The following is a 20,093-nucleotide window of genomic DNA, read 5'->3' as shown; positions in this document are numbered from 1 at the left end:
TCATCAGACTATAACCCCAATAACAGCTAGGAACTTTCGCCATGCGCAATCAAATGCCTAAAACGTTCACTCTTCTCGCCAGCAGCGCCCTGCTTGTGGCGGCTGCCAGCAGTGCTCAAGCTCAAGCAGACCGTTCCGGTTGGCCTGACAACTTCACTGTAGGTACCGCAAGCCAAGGCGGCACTTACTTCGTTTATGGTTCAGGCTGGGCAAACTTTATTGCTGATGAGCTGGGTGTATCGGGTGGCGGTGAAGTCACCGGTGGCCCTACTCAAAACCTGGCACTCGTACACACAGGCGACATGGCATTTGGCTTAACCACCATGGGTCCCGCTTCTGATGCCGTTAAAGGCGAAAGCCCGCTGGCGCCTGGTATGAAGATGGACAATGTATGCGCCATGTTCCCCATGTACGAAACGCCGTTCTCCATTACCGCGCTTGCTGACAGCGGCATTGAGTCAATCTCCGACATTCCTGATGGCGCACGCATCGGTTTCGGCCCGGCTGCCTCAACGTCTGACACTTACTTCCCGGCCATTTTAGAAACCTTGGGCGTTGACTTTGAACGTCGTAACGGCGGCTGGTCAGACCTGGGCGGTCAGTTGCAGGATGGCCTGCTTGACGTTGTTGCCTTCGCTGCGGGCATTCCGATCCCCGCCGTTAGCCAGTTGGAGGTACAAACTGACGTCAACATCATCGAATTTAACGAGGAAGAGCTGGCCACGGTGTTGGAAAACTTCCCCGTTGCTGAGTTTATGATTCCGGCCAACACCTACACCACGCTTGAAGAAGATGCTCGCGCTGTCTCCATGTGGAACTTCGCTATCGCTGGCTGTGATCTGCCGGAAGACTTCGTTTATGAAGTCACCAAGGCCACCATGGAAAACAACGACCGCATGCGCTCAGTGCACCGCAGTGCTGAAACCACCATTCCAGAAAACATCAAGCACAACACCGTGCTGCCGTTCCACCCTGGTGCTGCTCGCTGGTATGAAGAGAACGGCTATGAAATTGCTGATGACATGATCAACTAAGCAACCTTAAACCGTTCTAACTGCCCCGTTTCCGGTTTCGCCGGGCGGGGCAGCTTTCGCTGCTCCCCCCCTTTGTCTGCTTTTGCTGTGAGGGTGAACTCTAATGAGTCACAAAACCGACCAAGAACCCACTGGCCTCAAGGATGATGCCCACGCGGCTTCTGCGATACCAGAGTCTATTGCTGATGGTGTCGATGACGACGTTGTTGAACCCAATCGCCGCCTGTTTACGGGCTGGCAATTCTTGCTATTTGCGGCATTAGCGATCGGTTACTCAAGTTTCCATCTGATTTCACTCAACGTGTATCCGATGGAAACCTGGTCGTTTCGAATCGTACACATTGCCGGTGCACTTATTCTGGGTTACGGGCTATTTGCTGGTGCCCGCTTTGCCGAGGACGATCATCAGGCGTCAGGCGCCTGGATTAAGTGGGTTAGCTATGCACTACTGATTCCCGCTGCCTATACCTTGGCGCAAGTTTTCGTGATGTATCAAACGCTCAGCGGCAGTGCCATGCGCATCGACCCAAGTGTTGAAAACTGGCACTACGGCTATCCGCTCATGGCGACCACGGCGGGTGCGATTGTGCTGTCATGGTTTTACCGTCAAGCTCGGCACCGCTTCAACCCTGCCGATTTGGTGCTGATGGTTTGCGCGATGGCGAGCGCAGGCTATTTGCTGGTGGCTTATAACACCAATATCCGTATGTCGACGGGTACCTCCTTTGCACCAGCGGGCATTTCCTGGGCAGCCATCGCAGGTTCTCTGCTGATTCTAGAACTTACTCGCCGAGTCGCTGGTTTAGCGTTAGTCGTGATTTCTGCGGTCTTTTTGACCTATGTTTTCGCCGGTCCTTATTTGCCGGGCTTTTTGGGTTATCCGGGTCTGTCACTGCAGCGCTTCTTCAGCCAGGTATACACCGATGCCGGTATCCTAGGACCCACCACAGCGGTATCGTCGACCTATATTATTCTGTTCATCATTTTTGCCGCATTTCTTCAGGCTTCTAAAGTCGGCGACTACTTCGTTAACTTTGCCTTTGCCGCAGCGGGTCGTGCCCGTGGTGGCCCCGCTAAAGTGGCTATTTTCGCCTCTGGCCTGATGGGCATGATCAATGGCACATCGGCGGGTAACGTTGTTTCTACCGGCTCCTTGACCATTCCCTTGATGAAGAAAGTCGGCTACCCCGCGCGTAGTGCGGGTGCCATCGAAGCCGCCGCCTCAACCGGTGGGCAGATCATGCCGCCGATCATGGGTGCTGGCGCGTTCATCATGGCTGAAGTGACCGGTATTCCGTATACCGAAGTTGCCATTGCGGCGATCATTCCTGCCATCCTCTATTTTGCCTCTATCTACTTTATGGTCGACTTTGAAGCCGCCCGTAAAGGCATGCGCGGTATGCGCAAGGATGAGATCCCGCTGTTCTCGAAGCTGGTGAAACAGGTCTATCTGTTTGCGCCCATTATTATTCTGATTGTCGCGCTGTTTATGGGTTACTCGGTCATTCGCGCCGGTACCCTGGCAACCGCTTCAGCCGCCGTCGTAAGCTGGATTTCGCCCAACAAAATGGGCCTTCGTGCGATTCTTAAAGCCCTGCAGATTGCGGGCACCATGTCGATTCAGATTATCGCCGTCTGCGCCTGTGCGGGTTTAATCGTCGGGGTGATTTCGCTGACGGGTGTCGGTGCGCGCTTCTCGTCGCTGCTGCTTGGTTTAGCCGGTGTCAGCCAACTGCTAGCGCTTGTGTTTGCCATGTTGATCAGCATTTTGCTGGGGATGGGCATGCCCACCACCGCCGCCTATGCGGTGGCCGCGTCAGTCGTTGCACCTGGCTTGATTAATATCGGTATAGAGCCACTGATCGCTCACTTCTTCGTGTTCTATTTTGCAGTCGTGTCGGCGATCACTCCGCCCGTTGCCTTGGCTTCCTATGCAGCGGCTGGCATCTCTGGCGACAACCCCATGGGCACGTCGGTGGCCTCGTTCAAGATTGGCTTGGCCGCGTTCATTGTGCCGTTTATGTTCTTCTACAGCCCGGCCATGCTGATGGAAGGCTCGCCGATGCAGATCCTACGCGTTGGCTTAACGGCGACACTAGGGATTGTGCTGCTCTCGGGCATGGTGCAGAAATGGTTCTTTGGCCCCGTTAACACAGTGCAACGTATCGTTATGCTTGTAGGCGCGCTGTTCTTGATCTATGGCGGTATTTATACCGACATTGCAGGCCTTGCGATTGGTATCGTGCTATTTATGATGCAGCGCAAGCTACACGGCGGTGGTAATAAAACAGCGCAAGCTGGCTGAGTGGTCTAAGCCACTAAATACGAAGCGTAAAAAACCCCGCTCAACCTTGTTGATCGGGGTTTTTAGTAAGCATCAAACGAGTAAATAAAGGGGATTAGTCAGTCAGGTTGTCGACGACCTTCAGCACCGGTGCGGCTTGGTTAAGGGTATAAAAGTGCAGGCCTGGGGCGCCACCATCCAGCAACCGTTGGCAAAGACGGCTCACCACATCGGTGCCAAAAGCGGCAATCGCTTCGCTGTCATCACCATACGATTCCAACTGCTTGCGAATCCAGCGCGGGATCTCGGCACCACAGGCGTCAGAGAAACGCGCCAGCTTGGTGTAGTTGGTAATCGGCATAATGCCGGGGATAATCGGCTGTTCAACGCCCAGCGCGCGAGCTTTATCGACGAAGTTGAAATAGGCGTCAGCGGTGAAGAAGTACTGGGTGATGGCCATATTGGCCCCCGCCTTCATTTTACGCGCAAAGTTTTCCACATCCTTATCTAGGTTGGGGGCCTGTGGATGAGATTCAGGATAAGCGGCTACGGCGATATCGAAATGATCACCGGTTTCCGCGCGAATAAACTCAACCAGTTCGTTGGCATAACGTAGTTCACCAATGCTCCCCATACCGGAGGGCATGTCACCACGCAGCGCTACCAGGCTATCTACGCCCTCTTCACGGTACTGCGCCAGCAAATCACGCAGCTGGGCTTTCTCACTACCAATGCAGGAGAGGTGCGGAGCCGTGGTGATGCCGCTCTCGCTGACGGCACGCACTACCTCGCGGGTGCGTGCCTGGGTCGAACCACCAGCACCGTAAGTTACCGAGAAAAAACGTGGTTTCCGGGCGGCCAGCTCATCGCGAACGTGTATTAGCTTGTCGCGCCCAGCATCGGTATTGGGCGGGAAGAACTCAAAGCTGATACCTAACGGATGCTCGTGGCTGCTCATGGGATTTCCTTTTTAGATCAATAGTGATGATATTTTGGGGTATTCTCGCTTTTCCATCGCGCTGGGGCTAATGAAAGATTCCACGCTCGGCCTTTAATTCGGCTCATGTTCGCTAGTCATTACATCTAGCTAGTCATTAAACCTACGACGGGAGGATAAATGGATCTTGCACCTGGGGCACTGGTTGGTCCGCTACTGATGTTACTGAGCTATGTGGCGCTTGGCTGGCTCGCCGCACAGCGGCTTAAACTAGATCCTCGCCCGATTGCTACGCTGCTGGTTTACCTCATTGCGCCCTTTACGATTTTTCGCGCGTTGATGAACGGTGGGCCTACACCTGACTATCTATTGCTCACATTAGCGTTGTTCATTGTGGCAAGCCTGATGGCTCTCGCCGTACAACGTTTCACTCGCCACCGATTTGGTGAGCAGGAGGCCGCCCTGCTGGCGTTCTCCTCAGGGACAGGCAATACCGGTTATTTCGGTCTACCGATTGCGCTGATTTTGCTCCCCCCTGAAGGCGTTACTCTTTACCTGTTCTGTATGCTGGGAATCAATATCTACGAATTTACCGTGGGCTTCTATCTCAGCGCTCGTGGGCGCTTCTCGGTACGCGAAAGCTTGATCAAGATTTCTCGCTTACCGCTTATCTACGCATTCTTATTAGCGTTACTGCTTAGCGCCTTTAAGATAACGCTGCCCGCTGGGGTAATGAATTCACTGGCGGTGTTCCCCGCCACCTATACCCTGCTGGGCATGATGATTATTGGCATGACGCTTAGCCAAGTGACGCTTACCGCCTGGGATACGCGCTTTGTGGCCACTTGCGTGGGCCTGCGCTACCTAATGTGGCCGCTGGCCATGCTAGTGGCCGTTTTAACCTTGCAGTGGGTAGCGCCTCTTTCCACGGAGCTGGCCCTGGCGCTGCTGCTGTTGGGCGTGGTGCCCATGGCAGCTAACGTCGTGGTAGTGGCGATGGAGTTGGGCATTCAGCCACAAAAAGGCGCATTAGCCGTGCTGGTCACCACCCTACTTGCACCGCTGCTGATTCCGCTTTATCTCGGTTTGATGCTGCGTCTCACCGGGCTTTGTTAGTGAGCTAACTAGAAACCTGCAACCCCCGCCTGCTGCAGCTGCAGAGCCATGCGCTGCACGTCGGGGTGGCTGAAAAATGCTACCAGCGCCTCAGCACGGACCGGGCCAACGCCTGGAACGGCTTGCCAATCTTCGCGCTGGTAGCCTGCTAAATCATCCCAATCCCCACGAACTGACTCGCTACCCGGCGGCGCCCCCAACGCACTCAGCCATGCCGCAAACGGCTTGCTTCGGGCAACCTGAAACTGCTCAGTGAGCGCGGCGGCTGTGAACTCACCAATACCATACGCCAGCTGTAGCTGACGTGGTTCAACGTCCAGCCAGTCCAGTAAATGGGTGACTACGCCCGCGCCCATGAGCGCTTGCCAGGTACCTTCACCAATACCCTGCATGCCAAGCTGCTCGCCAAGGTAGGTGAGCCGCGCCAGCAGTTGTGCATCGCAACCGGGGGTTAATTCAAAGCAGCTCAGCAGGTTAAAGCGCTGGGGTGAAGGCGGAGTCAACGGCGAGCGCTCCTGGGTATGCCACACCACCTCGCTTAACTGGGGAATCGTTAACCCGCCCAAGAAGATCGCCACTTGGTCGCCGGGGCGAATATCCAGTGACTCCCAGCGTTCCAGTGAACCCAGCGAAACACGGCTGATGCGCCGCCCCTCCAGTTGTACCGGGTTAAGCCACACCAGTGGCGTCACGCGTCCGGTACGCCCTACGCGAAATTCAATGCCGCGTACTTCCGCTAGCGCCTGTTGAGCGGGGTATTTCCAGGCGACAGCCCACTCAGGGGGTGATGACGACCAGCGCCGTACGCCAGGACGCTCTGCTTGCTTGATTACCACGCCATCGGTGGCAAACGGCAACGGGCCATTGAACCAGCTATCACGCCAGTAGGTGGCATCACGTTGGTCATCTAGCGGCTGGGTATAGCTGGCAGTATCAAAGCCCAGCGCGGTAAGACGCGCTAAACGCTCGCCCATACCAGTAGGCCCGTCGGGCCAATCCCAAACAAACAGACCAATACGTTCAAGGGTGGCCGCCGTAGGAGAGGACTGCGCCATTGCGCCCGCCACTGCGCCCCGGGCACCCGATGCGGGTGAACTTGACTGCACGTGCTGGGTTAGCCGCCAGTACAATTCGCCTTGGAGCACCGCAGAAATAGGCTCAGGCAGCGTACTGGGAACAGCGGGTAACTGGCGCACCCGGTTCGTCCAATCCTGGCCCCGCTCGCCATCGCCACGGCTAACGGCTTCGACCAATTCGCCATCGACATAGCGCAGCGTAATCGCCACGCCGTCTACCTTGGGTTGAATCCATAGGTTCTCGCGGCGGCTGGTAAAGCGCCTGACTCCGTCGTCATCGGCTTTAGTGAGCCCACGCTGCGCCGCCGGATGATCGAGAGTACCGCTGCTTCGGGTAACGCGCGAAAGCGGACGATGATCAGGTACATTGCCCAAGCAACGCTGCCAAGTGGCTAGGCGCTCTACCGCTTGGTCATAGAGGGCATCGTCAATCAGCGCAATACCTTCGTCGTGGTAGGCGGTATCCCAGCGCTGAACCTGCTCGGCCAGTGCTTGGCTTTCGCGAGTTAAGCGCTCCTTCGACCAATCAGGGCACTCGGCAGCCTGTGCGGAAAAAGTGACAAGCCCGATAAGGCTAGCGAATACCCACGCAACGAGACCACTTGCCATCTTGCCCCTCCTCATCACACGAATCGTTAGCAAATAGACTTAGCCTAGCGCAGGGCCTCGAAGCAGCGCATAAAAAAAGCCCCCGGCCGGAGCCAAAGGGGCGATTTCATACATTGCTTACAAACGCAGTAGCGAATGTCTTACAAACTGGCCGCCTTGCGAAGCGCATCGGCTTTATCAATTTTTTCCCACGGAAAGGCGGTAAAGGTTTCGGTATGTGCTTGGCCTTTATCGTCGCGCCAGGTGTAGCTGTGCTCGAACGGTGCCCGACCAAAGTGGCCGTAAGCAGCAGTGAGCTGATACATCGGGTGCAGCAGATCAAGCATTTTGGTAATCGCGTAGGGACGCAGGTCAAAGTGCTCGCGAACCAGTGCAACGATCTTGGCATCGTCGATTTTACCGGTGCCGAAGGTATCGATGGAGACCGACGTCGGCTCGGCCACGCCAATCGCGTAGGAGACCTGAATCTCACACTTGTCAGCCAGACCTGAGGCCACCACGTTCTTGGCCACATAGCGACCCGCATAGGCGGCGCTACGGTCAACTTTCGATGGGTCTTTGCCTGAAAATGCACCACCACCGTGACGTGCCATGCCGCCGTAAGTGTCGACGATGATCTTACGTCCGGTCAGGCCACAATCGCCTACCGGGCCGCCAATGACGAACTTGCCGGTCGGGTTAATGTGGTACTGGGTGTGCTCATCCAACCACTCAGCCGGGATCACTTGCTCAATGACCTCGCGCTTGATCATTTTACGCAGTTCTTCCTGATCAATCTCAGGGTCGTGCTGGGTAGAAAGCACAATAGCATCGACACCGCAGGGCTGGCCTTCGGCGTTATAGCGGAAGGTAACCTGGCTCTTGGCATCCGGGCGCAGCCACGGTAGCAGGCCATTTTTACGCAGTTCGGCCTGACGCTCGACTAAACGGTGCGAGTAGTGGATCGGCGCTGGCATAAACGAATCAGTTTCGTTAGTCGCGTAGCCAAACATCAAGCCCTGGTCGCCTGCGCCCTGATCTTCCGGCTTGGTGCGATCGACGCCCTGGGCAATATCGACACTTTGCTTACCGATCAGGTTGACCACGCCACAAGTTGCGCCATCAAAGCCGACATCAGACGAGTTATAGCCGATGCTGATAATCACATCGCGCACGAGGGTTTCTAAATCAACCCAGGCGGAAGTGGTAATTTCGCCGGCAATGATCGCCACCCCGGTTTTCACCATGGTTTCACAGGCAACACGCGCCTGTTTATCACGGGCGATGATGGCATCTAACACCGCGTCAGAGATCTGATCGGCAATCTTATCGGGATGACCTTCGGAGACGGACTCGGAGGTAAACAGGGAATATTCGCTCATCGCGCACTCGACCCTCTGTATGACGGCTGTCTCTAATCCACAGCATCAGCAGGAAATCATGGCAGGTAACTCCTGCCCGTAAGAGAAGCGGCAGCACCACTTTCTCCACCACTTCGGGGGGCAGAGTCTACACGCTGTCGGCGATGCTTCCCAGAACGCGCTTACCAGAATTTGCCATCATATTTGCCGCAACATGGGAAGTCAGCGACAATAGCGGCTTTATAATTTCTGTTTCCAGGCGAGGAGCACCCCCATGCCATCCCGTTTTGAGCTAGCCAATGCCATTCGCGCGCTTTCCATGGATGCCGTTCAGAAGGCCAAGTCCGGCCACCCTGGTGCGCCCATGGGCATGGCGGATATTGCCGAGGTGCTATGGAATGACTACCTCAAGCACAATCCCGAAGACCCCAAGTGGGCCGATCGTGATCGGTTCGTGCTTTCCAATGGTCACGGCTCCATGCTGCTTTACTCGCTGCTGCACTTAAGCGGCTATGAGTTAAGCCTGGAACAACTGCAGAATTTCCGCCAGCTGCACTCGCCCACCGCTGGGCACCCGGAATTTGGCTACGCACCGGGCATTGAGACCACCACCGGCCCGCTGGGTCAGGGCTTTGCCAACGCGGTAGGCTTCGCCATTGCCGAGAAGACCCTGGCAGCGCAGTTTAACCGCCCAGGCCACACGATTGTGGATCACCACACGTGGTGCTTTGTAGGCGACGGCTGCTTGATGGAGGGTATCTCCCATGAAGCGGCCTCGCTAGCCGGTACCCAGCAGCTGGGCAAGCTGATCACTCTATACGACGACAACGGCATCTCTATTGATGGCGAAGTGGAAGGCTGGTTTACCGACGATACCGCCAAGCGTTTTGAAGCTTACGGCTGGCACGTGGTACCGAATGTCGATGGCCACAAGCCCGAAGAAGTAAAAGCCGCTATTGAATTGGCCAAGAGCCATGACGATAAGCCGAGCCTGATTATTTGCAAAACCATCATCGGTTTTGGCGCGCCCAACAAGCAGGGCAAAGAGGAAGCCCACGGTGCGGCATTGGGTGATGACGAAGTCGCCCTGGCCCGCGTCCAGCTTGACTGGCCTCACGCTCCGTTCCATATCCCCGAGCCCATCTACTCCGCCTGGGATGCCCGTGCCGCTGGCAAAACAGCCCAGAAGGCGTGGGATGAGCGCTTTGCTCGTTATGCCGAGGCCTTCCCCAGCGAAGCGCGGGAGTTCAAGCGCCGTATGAAGCGCCAGCTGCCGACAGAGCTGCCCACCGAAGCCTTGATTGAGCAGGCCCAGGAGCGCGGTGAGACCATCGCGTCTCGCAAAGCTTCCTTTGAAGTGTTGAATACGATTGGCCCGCAAATGCCCGAACTGCTGGGTGGCAGTGCCGATTTGGCGCCCTCCAACCTGACCTTCTGGAAAGGCGCGAAAGCGATTACCCCGGAAGACGCTAGCGGCAACTACCTGCACTACGGTGTCCGTGAGTTTGGCATGGGTGCCGTCATGAACGGCATCGCTTTGCACGGCGGTCTGGTACCTTACGGCGCGACCTTCCTGATCTTTATGGAGTACATGCGTAACTCGATCCGCATGGCGTCGCTAATGGGCCAGCAGGTGATTTACGTCTTTACCCACGACTCCATCGGCTTGGGTGAAGATGGCCCAACCCACCAGCCTATTGAGCAACTTACCAACCTGCGTACCACGCCGAACCTCAATACTTGGCGCCCTTGTGATGCAGTGGAAACTGCCGCCTCTTGGGACGCCGCTATCAAGCGCCACTCCGGACCCACCGCGCTAGTACTGTCACGCCAGAACCTGCCCCACCAGCAGCGCACGAAAGCGCAGTTGGCAGCGATCCAAAACGGTGCGTACGTTCTCAAGGACAGCGAAGGAACGCCTGAGTTGATTCTGATTGCCACCGGTTCTGAAGTGTCGTTGGCGATGGACGCCGCTGCCGAGCTTGAGCAGCAAGGCAAAGCCGTACGCGTAGTCTCCATGCCCTCGGCTTACCGCTTTAACGGTCAAGACGCTGAGTACCGTGAGAGCGTGCTGCCTAAAGCCGTCACCAAGCGTATCGCGATCGAAGCAGCTCACGCCGACTACTGGTACAAGTATGTAGGTCTGGACGGCCGCGTGATCGGCATGACCACTTACGGCGAATCCGCCCCGGCGGGCGACCTGTTCAAGCACTTCGGCTTTACCGTCGAAAATGTGGTCAAGCAAGCCAACGAACTACTCGGCTAAGCCATGCCCGCACTCAGTGGCTTTCTATGGTTGATTAGCTACTGGCTGATCGGTGAAGTAGTGATTCATGTCACCGCTTTGCCGATCTCGTCAGGCGTTATCGGCATGTTGCTGCTATGCGTTACTCTCGCTATCCGTGGTCGCGTTCCTGGCAGCATTGCTGCTGCCGCCCAGCCGTTAATTGCCCTGCTCGCTATGCTGATAATGCCCGGCGTAGTGGGGGTGTTTTTTATTATCGGCGAGCTGGCCGGGCAATGGAGCGCTATTCTTATCGCGCTAGTACTAGGCACATTACTCAGCGTGTTTACTACGCTGTGGCTGCTTAAACGCCTCATCGGACAGTCTCATGTCCAATGATTCATCGCTGCTCGCCCTGTTAACCACCACGCCGTTGTTTGCGGTGGGGTTAACGCTTACCGCTTATCTAGTGGGTAACGGGCTATTTCAGCGCCTAAAACGTCCCTCTTGGCTGCCCGCCATTTTGATCGCGGCGCTGCTGTTGGCAGGGGCATTAGCCCTGATAGGGCTGCCTTACGCTACCTACCAGCAAGGTGCCACTTGGTTAACGGTGCTGCTGGGGCCAGCCACGGTGGCGCTAGGCATGCCGCTTTACCAACAGTTACCGCGTATCGTCGAACTATGGCGGCCTTTGGCGATTTGTTTACCCATCGCCGCGGCGCTAGCGGCTTTCTATTCGCTGGCAATTGCCTGGTTACTGGGTAGTTCGAACACGATACTCGCCTCCATTGCGGCCAAATCCGTTACTGCGCCGATTGCGATTGGCATAACCGAGCAACTTGGCGGAACGGTAGCGCTACTGTTAGGGGCGCTGTTGATCACTGGCGTCATCACGATTCCCTGTGTCAGTCTCGCCGCGCGCTTTTTACATATTGATGACGAACGCCTGATCGGTTTTGCGCTTGGGCTTAACGGTCATGCAATTGGTACCGTTAGAGCGTTTGAACTCAGCCCCACGGCTGGCGCATTTGCCTCGCTGGGAATGAGCCTTACCGGCATTTTCACTGCCGTGTTGCTACCTCTCGCCTGGCGGCTGTTAGGGATGGGTGGCTGATAGGAACCGGCAACTGATAAGAATCGCTGGCAGAAATGCGTTATCATTCCACGGTTTTCGACGTCATTTTCATCATTGATTCACTTTTAAGAGCCGCCCTCCGCATGGCTAATTCTGCTCCCCGGTATCGCATCGCCATTAACGGTTACGGACGCATTGGCCAATGCGTGCTTCGGGCGCTCGTTGAGCGGCACCACCCGGAAATTGAAGTGGTCGCCATTAACGAGCTCTCCGATCTTGCCACTATCACCTACTTGACCCGCTATGACACTACCCATGGCCGCTTCCCAGGTGAGGTGGATAACGACGGCGAGTGTCTAGTGGTCAACGGCCAACGTATTCAGGTGCTATGCGAACAAGATCCGCGCAAGCTGCCCTGGAAGGCGTTTGATGTGGACCTGGTGCTGGAGTGCTCTGGGAGCTTTAAAGATCGTGCCACTGCCGAGCAGCATTTAGAGGCAGGCGCTAAGCGGCTGCTGTTTTCCCAGCCTGCGGAAAATGATGTCGACGCCACCATTGTATGGGGTATTAATGAAGGCGAGCTGGCGCTTTCCCAGCGCATCCTTTCTGCCGCTTCGTGTACCACCAACTGTCTTGTGCCGCTATTAACCATTCTGGATGAAGCGCTCGGCCTTGAGCACGGTGTCACCACGACCATTCACTCGGCGATGAACGACCAGCCGGTGATTGATGCGTATCATCAAACCGACTTGCGTCTTACCCGCTCGGCAATGCACTCCATTGTGCCAGTGGATACCGGCTTGGCGCTCGGCATCAGCCGCTTAATGCCTCACCTGGCGGGCCGTTTTGAGTGCCTGCACGTGCGCGTTCCTACCATCAATGTCTCTGCGATGGATGTCGCGTTGACGGTTCGCCGTGATACGCACCGGGATGATGTCAATTCGCTGCTGCTGGCCGCCAGTCAGCAGCGCTTAAAGGGCGTACTTGGCTATACTGAAGCACCTATGGCTTCAGTTGATTTCAACCACGACCCGCGCTCAGGCATTCTCGATGCCACCCAAACACGGGTGGCCGGTAAGCGCCTTATCAAGCTGTTGTGCTGGTTCGATAATGAGTGGGGGTTCGCTAACCGGATGCTTGATATTAGTCAGCGACTGGCCACACTTTCGGCACAGACATAACCTGTTGGCATTGTTGGCTTACTTTTTACTTTCAGCTCAATGGCATAAACACGAGGAAACCGCTCACATGAACGTGAAAAAGATGACTGACCTTCCCCTGGAAGGACAACGCGTGCTGATCCGTGAAGATTTGAATGTGCCCATCAAACATGGCCGCGTCACCAGTGACGCCCGCCTGCGAGCCGCGCTGCCAACCATTCAAGCAGCGGCGAAAGCAGGGGCAAAAGTGATGCTAATGAGCCATTTAGGTCGCCCTACCGAAGGCGAACCTGCCGATGAATTCTCGCTCGCGCCAGTGGCTGAGCATTTGGGGGAGCTGTTAGGTCACCCCGTGCCGCTAATCAAAGCATATCTTGGTGAGACGTTAGAAATCGCCAACGGCGATGTCGTCCTACTAGAGAACGTGCGTTTCAATAGCGGCGAGAAAAAAGATGACGAACAGCTGGCGCAGCAGTACGCCGCGCTATGCGATATTTTTGTCATGGATGCCTTCGGCACCGCCCACCGTGCGCAAGCCTCTACCCATGGTGTGGCGCGCTTTGCTCCCAGCGCCTGCGCGGGTCCACTGCTTGCCCAAGAGTTGGATGCCTTAGAGAAAGCCCTGGCGAATCCGGCACGCCCCATGGCGGCGATTGTGGGTGGCTCAAAAGTCTCTACCAAACTGGACGTGCTTACCGCGCTGGCCGACAAATGCGACCAGCTGATCGTGGGCGGCGGCATCGCCAACACCTTTATTGCCGCTGCGGGCTATAATGTCGGCAAATCACTTCATGAAGCCGATTTGATTGGCCAGGCAAAAGCCCTGATGGAGAAGGTGTCGATTCCGTTACCCACCGATGTCGTGGTGGCCACTGAGTTTTCCGAATCGGCAGAGGCCATCGTCAAACCGGTCGATCAAGTGGCTGACAACGAGATGATTTTAGATATTGGCCCCGATACCGCCGCTCACTTAGCTAGTATGCTTAAAGATGCTGGCACCATTTTGTGGAATGGCCCCGTTGGGGTATTTGAAATCGATCAGTTTGGCAAAGGCACCCAGGTAATCGCCCAGGCTATCGCGGATAGCGCAGGTTTCTCGATTGCCGGCGGCGGAGATACATTAGCGGCCATTGATAAATATGCCATTGCTGATCGTGTTTCCTATATCTCCACCGGCGGCGGTGCTTTCCTTGAGTATGTCGAAGGCAAGCAGCTGCCCGCCGTAGCAGCGCTCGAAGCTGCCGCCAAACGCGGTTAATATGGGCCGACTTAAACCACCCGTGCAATAAAGCCGCGGTGTTACTAGGCCCATTGTGACAACATGCTTTTTTTAAAACTTAGATAAGGTGATTTAATGGCTCTGATCAGCATGCGCCAAATGCTCGACCATGCCGCCGAATACGGCTACGGCATCCCGGCATTTAACGTTAATAATCTTGAGCAGATGCGCGCCATTATGGAAGCTGCTGATGCCACCGACTCACCGGTAATTGTGCAAGCCTCTGCTGGCGCTCGTAAATATGCTGGAGCCCCGTTTCTACGCCACCTGATTTTAGCAGCGGTAGAAGAGTTCCCCCATATTCCGGTGGTCATGCATCAGGATCACGGCACTAGCCCTGCAATTTGCCAGCGCTCTATCCAGCTTGGCTTCTCCTCGGTAATGATGGATGGCTCACTGGGCGAAGACGGCAAAACACCCACCGATTACGACTACAACGTTAACGTTACCCGTCGTGCCGTCGAAATGGCCCACGCCTGTGGTGTGTCTGTTGAAGGCGAGCTGGGCTGCCTGGGCAGCCTGGAAACAGGCATGGCCGGTGAAGAAGACGGCATTGGCGCTGAAGGCAAGCTGGACATGGAACAGCTGCTGACCGACCCTGAAGAAGCGGCCGAATTCGTCAAAGCAACCCACGTAGACGCCTTAGCCATTGCCATTGGCACCAGCCACGGCGCTTATAAGTTCACCAAGCCACCCACCGGGGATACGCTCTCTATCCAGCGCATAAAAGAGATCCATGCGCGGATTCCAGACACCCACCTCGTCATGCACGGCTCTTCATCCGTGCCGCAAGAGTGGCTGGAAGTGATTAACCAGTATGGCGGCCAGATTCCAGAAACGTATGGCGTTCCGGTGGAAGAGATCGTTGAAGGGATTAAGCACGGCGTACGCAAGGTGAATATCGATACCGATCTTCGCTTGGCGTCTACAGGGGCTGTGCGTCGTTTTATGGCTCAAAATCCTGCCGAATTCGACCCGCGTAAATTCCTCAAAGAAACCGTCACCGCGATGCGCGATCTGTGTATTGCTCGCTATGAAGCCTTTGGCACAGCAGGTAACGCTAGCAAGATTAAACCGATCAGTTTAGAAGAAATGTCCCTGCGCTATGAGCGCGGTGAACTGGCTCCTAAGATCAAGTAAACCTGTTACTTTCGTTGTTTACTATAAAGGCGACCAATCGGTCGCCTTTTTTTTTACCTATCCCACGTTATGCTCGACGAAATATATATTGCATTGCAGCATTGATGCGCTAACACTGGTGATGAGCCCACGAGGTTTCGTGTTCAAATAGAGAGACTAATACTCATGAAAAGCTCCACAATGGCGCCACTGATGCCCACCACTCCGTTAGCGATGTTCGATGTTTGGAAGGCGGGCCTAATGGCGTTTGAACTATGGTCCACTTCTCTGTCGACCATCACTATGCGCAATCACTTATGGCAAACACAGCCTTTCTTCAGTCCTAAAATGATGAAAGAAAATCAAAAAATGGTCACCGAAAAGCTCGAGGCCAGCATGGAAGCTGGCCTCGAAATGCAGAAAGCATTGTTTAACTCTATGAATGGCCAGCTAGCCCCTTGGTGGGTCACCAGCCAGCTCACAATGAAGCCTTATCATCAGCGCAGCAGTGCTAACTCACGCCGTCTAGCTAAATAATGTTTCAGGCACTGACGTTACTCGTTATCGTCAGTGTCTCCATCGTCATCTTCGCTATTTTCTTCTTCGCTGCTATGAATAGCATCATCCGGACTGCCAGTACCGCCTGTGCCAGCCTCTGGGTTTCGCTCTTCACTCTTGCCAGTCTCTAACTCTACGTCATCCTCGCCTGCGCTGGTGGCTACTTCTTCGTTCTTCTCTTCCTCTTCTTCTTCTTCACGCACACGGGTCTGCTCATTAGTATCCTCGGCATCGCTAGATGACGCCACGTCGTCACGTTTTACCGATCCGGCTTTAATACCGTATTCCTTTTCAAGCGCTTCATCATTAAGAGGCTCGTGCTGTTCGCCTTCCGTTTCATGATTATCAGCAAACACATAGCCAGTCGTCGTTAGCAAAGCAGCGCTGAGGGCTAAGGGTAGGATCCAAGGGGTGAATCGCATCGGACGTTCTCCATGTTTTGGTTATGACAGAATAGTGTATCCCTACTATCTCTTCAGCGCAGCTTGGCCGTTTCCAACGCTAGCGCGACAGCGTGTTCTGAAGCTAGATGACAGACAACAGCAGCCACCAAAATGAGCGTAGCCGTTTAAGCTGTCTCAAGAGTCGCGTTCAGGCAAGCAAAAAATAACAAAACAGTGTTCACAAATGGCGTAAAATCCCGTTCAATAGCAGTATAGATGGCTTCAACTAACACTGGCAGCGCTAAAGTCGCTGCAAGGAACCGTAATGCCGCTCCCACTTTTGCTGTTTGACTGTGATGGCACACTTGTCGATAGCGAACCGCTACTAGCCGAAGAGATGGCCACCGGGCTTAATTCAGTTGGGCTGCCGTTTGCTACTACCGATTACCTCGGTGAATTTCGTGGAGCGCGCTTTCGGCGTATCGTTGCTGAACTTCAACAGCGCTATGGTGATGTTGATCCTGATCGGCTTGAGCGCATGGAAATCACTATGCGAGCCAATCTAGCGACTCGGCTTGCCCAGGAGTTGACGACCATACCAGGTGCCCGTGAAGCGCTGGATATACTGAGTTCTTATCCGAGTGCGGTTGTCTCTAATGGGCCTGAAAGTAAAATTCTTACGGCGCTAGAAGCCACAGAACTTAGCCATTATTTTGGAAACCGCTTTTTCAGTGGCTATACCGCCAATTGCTGGAAGCCTGAACCCTGTTTACATTTACACGCAGCCAGTATCATGGGCTATGCAGCGCGTGACTGTATCGCAATAGACGATGCCTTAGTCGGTGTTCGCGCAGCACTGCAAGCGGGGATGACGGTGATTCATTTAAATCGTTTCCCGGATGCCGAAGAAACGCCTGAAAATGTCATTATGATCAGCAATATGTATCAGTTACCCGCCGTAGTGGAGCGTCTCACGCGTGAATATTGGCAGACCCCCGTGCCCCAACACTCTATCGGAGGATAATAATGACCTCTTTACGTGACCAATTGGGTGGGCTGGTTTACTCCACCGAACATGGTAAAACCTGCCCCACCTGTCGGGAAGCACTTGAAGCCTGTCACTGTGATGATGTAAGCGAACAACAGCGCTTAGCCGAGCTAGATGGCATAGTGCGCATTCGACGCGAAACCAGCGGCCGTAAAGGCAAAGGGGTTACCACGGTTAGCGGCATCCCTTTGTCTGGTGAAGAACTTAAAACGTTAGCAAAAACGCTTAAAAAACGTTGCGGGACGGGCGGAGCCGTTAAAGACGGTATTATTGAAATACAAGGCGACCATCGTGATGTTCTGCGCCAGGAGCTCAGTGCACTCGGCTATCAGGTTAAACTCGCAGGGGGTTAAAGCCTCTACACCACCAAGACTTACCGTTAAGTAAGTCGCTATAGGGCAAGGCACTGCAATGGCTTGGCTGGAATACTTGCTACCCCTCATTTTTTTATTCCCCATGGCGGCAATGGCCAGTATTGTCCTGGCGCTGCGCAACCTACACGATGCGCGCGTCCATTCGCCCTTCAAGGCTCCCCTTCATGAACCGGGCCAAGCGCTGCGCCATCGCCTTGACCAAGCTTTTTCCAGCCTATTTCTAAACGGGGCGTTAGGGCCCATCATTAGCTTGGCCCCTCTGGTGTATGGCATGGGTCGCATGCTATTTGTGGATCAACAAGATTGGGTCGAATGGGCTTTATACGGGTTACTCAGCACGCTACTGGTACTAACGTTTTCACTGCTACTGGTGCGTGATTATCAACGTATTCGGCGACTAAAATTAGGCCTCGCTTGCGAGCTTGCCGTTGGCCAAGAGCTTGAGCGTTTAGTCCGCCCTGAGGCCCACCCCTACTACGTATTTCATGATGTCCCCACCGATAGCTTCACGATTGATCACGTGGTGGTAACACCTCACGGTGTTTTTGTGGTGGAAACAAGGGCAAGAACACTCGCTATCGGCACTGATGGCAACGAACTCAACACAGTGGCGGTAGAGCGCGAGCGGCTACGCTTTCCACATTGGCAAGAGCGCCGGCCACTGCATAAAACGCGCCAAGGCGTTAGCTGGCTCAGTCAATGGTTAGAGCGCCGCTGCGGTATGCCGGTACCGGTTAAAGGAGTGTTAGTGCTGCCCGGCTGGGAGATTGATACCAGCGAGGCCTCGCCGGATATCCTGGTGGTGAGCGGCGAGCAACTTGCCCAACAGCTCACCGAGATAACGCCGGGACAGATGAGCGATGCCATTCACGATAAGGTCATTCATATCTTGCTGGAGCGGGCACGGCTGATGGAACTCAAACATCTCCGCCAGCCGTCCGTATAATGTACGGCTTAGTCGCCGCGTAACCGCCCGCCCATCTCTTGGGCAAGATCGACTGCATAGTGGTCCGTCATCCCACCGATAAAGTCCAGCATTCGGCGGTAGCTATCATAAAGCGGCCAAGAAGGCAGCGGCGTGTTTTCGCCAATCAGGGCCAACACACGCTGATGTTTAAACGATGAATGCCCGGTGTGATGTAGCTCGTGGGCAGCACCAATAAAAGCTTCCAAGAGAATACCTAGCGTCGTATAGGCACCAATCTCTAATTTCGCTTTACGCTCGTTTTGGAAAATACGCTCTCGGGCAAGCTGCTTCGCCGCCTGAACACCCCATCCAAGGTCGGGGTGACACAGCTCTAATAGGTCATCACTGAGGGTGCCGCTTAGCAGGGCCTGCTCATGCTGTACAAACACCGCGCCGACATCATTGACGGCACGTTCCATAGCAGCACCACGGAGTAACGCGATACGCCGCCGCTGGGAGACATTACGGGCTTGCATATCGGCATATTCAGGCGGGAACTCTCCGGCAATTTGACGCAGTATTTCGACGACTTCTTCATAGCGCAGAATACCCATTTCTAAACCATCTTCCAGGTCTAACAGGGCGTAACAAATATCATCGGCGGCTTCGACAAGCCAAGCCAACGGGTGGCGGCACCAGCGCTGCTCGCCTTGCGGCAACAAACCTACCGCTTCAGCCACTTCTTTGAGCAGCGCTTGCTCTGACTGGTAAGCGCCGAATTTGCCCGCGCGTCCGCTGTATCGAACCGTCCAAGGGTATTTAAGTAGCGCACCCAAGGTGGCTGCTGACAGCCGCATACCACCATTAAACTGGTTATATTCGATCTGAGTAATCACTCGAAAGCCCTGAGCATTGCCTTCATAGGTCAACAGATCCTCGCGCTCTGCGTCTGAAAGGCCTTCTAATAGCCCACTGCTTTGAGCACGCTGAAACCAATCGCGAATGGCATACTCACCGGCATGACCAAAAGGGGGATTCCCAATGTCATGCCCCAGGCACGCTGTCTGCACAATGACCCCAAGATCAGCGGGCGTTATCCATTCTGGCAAGCGATCACGCAGTAACTCTCCGACAATCATACCCAGAGAACGACCAACACAGCCGACTTCTAGCGAGTGAGTTAGGCGAGTATGAATATGATCGTTTTCTGTCAGTGGATGCACCTGTGTCTTACGGCCAAGACGCCTGAACGAGCCTGAAAAAACAATCCGGTCATGGTCTTTATGAAACGGGCTACGACCGATTTCACGAGTACTTGTTGAGCGTTGGTCGTGAAGACGACGTGGGGAAAGTAGCTGTTCCCAGCGCATCTGAGTCATGGGCAATCCTCCTTGAGGAGTGCATTTTGCCATAAAAAAAACCCCCAAGGCGTTAGCCCTGGGGGTTTTTTGGTATAGGTGCCTGACGATGACCTACTCTCGCATGGGGAGACCCCACACTACCATCGGCGCTAAGCGGTTTCACTGCTGAGTTCGGCAAGGGATCAGGTGGTTCACGCGTGCTATGGTCG

The 20,093-nt window shown here is 54.9% G+C and carries 18 protein-coding genes and 1 rRNA gene; 13 read left to right on the top strand and 6 right to left on the bottom strand.

Annotated elements, in window-relative coordinates; genetic code table 11:
- Positions 1-41: 41 nt before the first annotated feature.
- Both HUO07_RS19585 and HUO07_RS19580 read left to right on the top strand, forming a co-directional pair.
- Complete coding sequence (locus HUO07_RS19585) at positions 42-1,034, top strand: TAXI family TRAP transporter solute-binding subunit (protein ID WP_176304894.1); 993 nt, start codon at positions 42-44, stop codon at positions 1,032-1,034.
- A gap of 103 nt (positions 1,035-1,137) precedes the next feature.
- On the top strand, positions 1,138-3,339 hold the full coding sequence (locus HUO07_RS19580; RefSeq protein WP_176304893.1) for a TRAP transporter permease: 2,202 nt from the start codon (positions 1,138-1,140) through the stop codon (positions 3,337-3,339).
- 94 nt (positions 3,340-3,433) lie between these two features.
- On the opposite strand, the gene metF is transcribed toward HUO07_RS19580, so the two are convergent.
- Entirely contained in the window at positions 3,434-4,276 is an 843-nt protein-coding gene (metF, locus tag HUO07_RS19575) for a methylenetetrahydrofolate reductase [NAD(P)H] (protein ID WP_176304892.1), read from the bottom strand.
- Between the two features lie 159 nt (positions 4,277-4,435).
- Between metF and HUO07_RS19570 the strand changes: the two genes are divergently transcribed.
- Positions 4,436-5,371, top strand: a complete 936-nt coding sequence (locus HUO07_RS19570; RefSeq protein ID WP_176304891.1) for an AEC family transporter — start codon at positions 4,436-4,438, stop codon at positions 5,369-5,371.
- An 8-nt stretch (positions 5,372-5,379) separates the two neighbouring features.
- Here HUO07_RS19570 and ligB read toward each other — a convergent pair whose 3' ends face one another.
- Both ligB and metK read right to left on the bottom strand, forming a co-directional pair.
- The gene (gene ligB, locus HUO07_RS19565; RefSeq protein WP_176304890.1) at positions 5,380-7,056 is read right to left on the bottom strand and encodes an NAD-dependent DNA ligase LigB; all 1,677 of its coding nucleotides are present in this window, start codon (positions 7,054-7,056) and stop codon (positions 5,380-5,382) included.
- A 140-nt stretch (positions 7,057-7,196) separates the two neighbouring features.
- Positions 7,197-8,417, bottom strand: a complete 1,221-nt coding sequence (gene metK / locus HUO07_RS19560) for a methionine adenosyltransferase (RefSeq protein ID WP_176304889.1) — start codon at positions 8,415-8,417, stop codon at positions 7,197-7,199.
- A gap of 253 nt (positions 8,418-8,670) precedes the next feature.
- On the opposite strand from metK, the gene tkt reads away from it, so the two are divergent.
- The 7 genes from tkt to HUO07_RS19525 all read left to right on the top strand — a co-directional run bounded on the left by tkt (position 8,671) and on the right by HUO07_RS19525 (position 15,790).
- Entirely contained in the window at positions 8,671-10,662 is a 1,992-nt protein-coding gene (tkt, locus tag HUO07_RS19555) for a transketolase (RefSeq protein ID WP_176304888.1), read from the top strand.
- A 3-nt stretch (positions 10,663-10,665) separates the two neighbouring features.
- On the top strand, positions 10,666-11,019 hold the full coding sequence (locus HUO07_RS19550) for a CidA/LrgA family protein (RefSeq protein WP_176304887.1): 354 nt from the start codon (positions 10,666-10,668) through the stop codon (positions 11,017-11,019).
- On the top strand, positions 11,009-11,734 hold the full coding sequence (locus HUO07_RS19545) for an LrgB family protein (protein ID WP_176304886.1): 726 nt from the start codon (positions 11,009-11,011) through the stop codon (positions 11,732-11,734). The genes HUO07_RS19550 and HUO07_RS19545 overlap by 11 nt, the downstream gene beginning before the upstream one ends.
- A 104-nt stretch (positions 11,735-11,838) precedes the next feature.
- Positions 11,839-12,876: a type I glyceraldehyde-3-phosphate dehydrogenase gene (locus HUO07_RS19540; RefSeq protein WP_176304885.1), complete on the top strand. Its 1,038-nt coding sequence runs from the start codon at positions 11,839-11,841 to the stop codon at positions 12,874-12,876.
- 67 nt (positions 12,877-12,943) lie between these two features.
- Positions 12,944-14,113 (top strand): phosphoglycerate kinase, encoded by a 1,170-nt coding sequence (locus HUO07_RS19535; RefSeq protein ID WP_176304884.1) that lies wholly within the window; start codon positions 12,944-12,946, stop codon positions 14,111-14,113.
- A 96-nt stretch (positions 14,114-14,209) separates the two neighbouring features.
- Entirely contained in the window at positions 14,210-15,274 is a 1,065-nt protein-coding gene (gene fba, locus HUO07_RS19530; RefSeq protein WP_008959652.1) for a class II fructose-bisphosphate aldolase, read from the top strand.
- 240 nt (positions 15,275-15,514) lie between these two features.
- Positions 15,515-15,790, top strand: a complete 276-nt coding sequence (locus HUO07_RS19525) for a hypothetical protein (RefSeq protein WP_332870631.1) — start codon at positions 15,515-15,517, stop codon at positions 15,788-15,790.
- A 17-nt stretch (positions 15,791-15,807) separates the two neighbouring features.
- Here the strand turns inward: HUO07_RS19525 and HUO07_RS19520 are convergent, their stop codons facing one another.
- Complete coding sequence (locus HUO07_RS19520) at positions 15,808-16,233, bottom strand: hypothetical protein (RefSeq protein ID WP_101146334.1); 426 nt, start codon at positions 16,231-16,233, stop codon at positions 15,808-15,810.
- 286 nt (positions 16,234-16,519) lie between these two features.
- On the opposite strand from HUO07_RS19520, the gene HUO07_RS19515 reads away from it, so the two are divergent.
- Genes HUO07_RS19515 through HUO07_RS19505 form a run of 3 tightly spaced genes read left to right on the top strand, consistent with a single transcriptional unit; the run spans position 16,520 to position 18,562 of the window.
- Complete coding sequence (locus HUO07_RS19515) at positions 16,520-17,218, top strand: HAD-IA family hydrolase (RefSeq protein WP_176304882.1); 699 nt, start codon at positions 16,520-16,522, stop codon at positions 17,216-17,218.
- Between the two features lie 2 nt (positions 17,219-17,220).
- A complete protein-coding gene (locus HUO07_RS19510; protein WP_176304881.1) occupies positions 17,221-17,595 on the top strand; it encodes a translation initiation factor Sui1 in 375 nt (124 codons plus the stop codon).
- A 58-nt stretch (positions 17,596-17,653) separates the two neighbouring features.
- Positions 17,654-18,562: a nuclease-related domain-containing protein gene (locus tag HUO07_RS19505; RefSeq protein WP_176304880.1), complete on the top strand. Its 909-nt coding sequence runs from the start codon at positions 17,654-17,656 to the stop codon at positions 18,560-18,562.
- Between the two features lie 8 nt (positions 18,563-18,570).
- Here HUO07_RS19505 and HUO07_RS19500 read toward each other — a convergent pair whose 3' ends face one another.
- Complete coding sequence (locus HUO07_RS19500; RefSeq protein ID WP_035564913.1) at positions 18,571-19,902, bottom strand: deoxyguanosinetriphosphate triphosphohydrolase; 1,332 nt, start codon at positions 19,900-19,902, stop codon at positions 18,571-18,573.
- Between the two features lie 80 nt (positions 19,903-19,982).
- Positions 19,983-20,093 (bottom strand): 5S ribosomal RNA (rrf, locus tag HUO07_RS19495); the annotation flags it as partial.

Source organism: Vreelandella maris (genome assembly GCF_013371085.1).
GTDB lineage: Bacteria > Pseudomonadota > Gammaproteobacteria > Pseudomonadales > Halomonadaceae > Vreelandella > Vreelandella maris.
This window is presented reverse-complemented; position numbering and strand designations above follow the sequence as displayed.

Coding starts and splice junctions, on each gene's coding strand:
- HUO07_RS19585 (WP_176304894.1), top strand. CDS start 42: ATGCGCAATCAAATGCCTAAAACGTTCACTCTTCTCGCCAGCAGCGCC.
- HUO07_RS19580 (WP_176304893.1), top strand. CDS start 1,138: ATGAGTCACAAAACCGACCAAGAACCCACTGGCCTCAAGGATGATGCC.
- metF (WP_176304892.1), bottom strand. CDS start 4,276: ATGAGCAGCCACGAGCATCCGTTAGGTATCAGCTTTGAGTTCTTCCCG.
- HUO07_RS19570 (WP_176304891.1), top strand. CDS start 4,436: ATGGATCTTGCACCTGGGGCACTGGTTGGTCCGCTACTGATGTTACTG.
- ligB (WP_176304890.1), bottom strand. CDS start 7,056: ATGGCAAGTGGTCTCGTTGCGTGGGTATTCGCTAGCCTTATCGGGCTT.
- metK (WP_176304889.1), bottom strand. CDS start 8,417: ATGAGCGAATATTCCCTGTTTACCTCCGAGTCCGTCTCCGAAGGTCAT.
- tkt (WP_176304888.1), top strand. CDS start 8,671: ATGCCATCCCGTTTTGAGCTAGCCAATGCCATTCGCGCGCTTTCCATG.
- HUO07_RS19550 (WP_176304887.1), top strand. CDS start 10,666: ATGCCCGCACTCAGTGGCTTTCTATGGTTGATTAGCTACTGGCTGATC.
- HUO07_RS19545 (WP_176304886.1), top strand. CDS start 11,009: ATGTCCAATGATTCATCGCTGCTCGCCCTGTTAACCACCACGCCGTTG.
- HUO07_RS19540 (WP_176304885.1), top strand. CDS start 11,839: ATGGCTAATTCTGCTCCCCGGTATCGCATCGCCATTAACGGTTACGGA.
- HUO07_RS19535 (WP_176304884.1), top strand. CDS start 12,944: ATGAACGTGAAAAAGATGACTGACCTTCCCCTGGAAGGACAACGCGTG.
- fba (WP_008959652.1), top strand. CDS start 14,210: ATGGCTCTGATCAGCATGCGCCAAATGCTCGACCATGCCGCCGAATAC.
- HUO07_RS19525 (WP_332870631.1), top strand. CDS start 15,515: ATGGCGTTTGAACTATGGTCCACTTCTCTGTCGACCATCACTATGCGC.
- HUO07_RS19520 (WP_101146334.1), bottom strand. CDS start 16,233: ATGCGATTCACCCCTTGGATCCTACCCTTAGCCCTCAGCGCTGCTTTG.
- HUO07_RS19515 (WP_176304882.1), top strand. CDS start 16,520: ATGCCGCTCCCACTTTTGCTGTTTGACTGTGATGGCACACTTGTCGAT.
- HUO07_RS19510 (WP_176304881.1), top strand. CDS start 17,221: ATGACCTCTTTACGTGACCAATTGGGTGGGCTGGTTTACTCCACCGAA.
- HUO07_RS19505 (WP_176304880.1), top strand. CDS start 17,654: ATGGCTTGGCTGGAATACTTGCTACCCCTCATTTTTTTATTCCCCATG.
- HUO07_RS19500 (WP_035564913.1), bottom strand. CDS start 19,902: ATGACTCAGATGCGCTGGGAACAGCTACTTTCCCCACGTCGTCTTCAC.